At 73.4% G+C, this 432-nt stretch carries 1 pseudogene; it reads right to left on the bottom strand.

Features of this window, described 5'->3' with window-relative positions:
• Window positions 1-432 (bottom strand): annotated as a pseudogene (locus ACTJJP_RS17375) (Glu/Leu/Phe/Val dehydrogenase family protein); the annotation flags it as partial.

Raw genomic sequence — 432 nt, 5'->3', positions numbered from 1 at the left:
CCCGGCGACACGGCCCATGATCTGATCCACCGTCCCGCGCTGCTTGGCGACCAGGTCGAGGTAGATGACGCCGCCCGCGTTGACGACGAAGTCGGGGGCGTACAGGATGCCGCGCTGCGCCAGGCGTTCGGCGCCGCTCCGCTCGGCGAGCGGGTTGTTGGCCGGCCCGCACACCGCGCGCGCGTCGAGGGCGTCGATGACCTCGTCGGTGAGCACTCCACCGATTCCGGCGGGGACGAAAACGTCGGCGGGGATGAGGTGCGCCTCGCTCGGCTCGACCCACGCGGCGCCGAGCTCTTCGGCCCGTGCCCGCTTGGCCGGGTTGACGTCGGTGATGGTCAAGACGGCGTGCTCGGAGGCCAGCCGCTCGGCGAGACGACCGCCGACCTGCCCCAGGCCCGCCACGGTGATGCGGCGTCCGGCGACGTCGCC

It is taken from the genome of Microbacterium sp. 22296, assembly GCF_052045385.1.
Lineage (GTDB): Bacteria > Actinomycetota > Actinomycetes > Actinomycetales > Microbacteriaceae > Microbacterium.
Note: the sequence above shows the minus strand (reverse complement) of the source record. Positions and strands in the feature narration are given on the sequence as shown.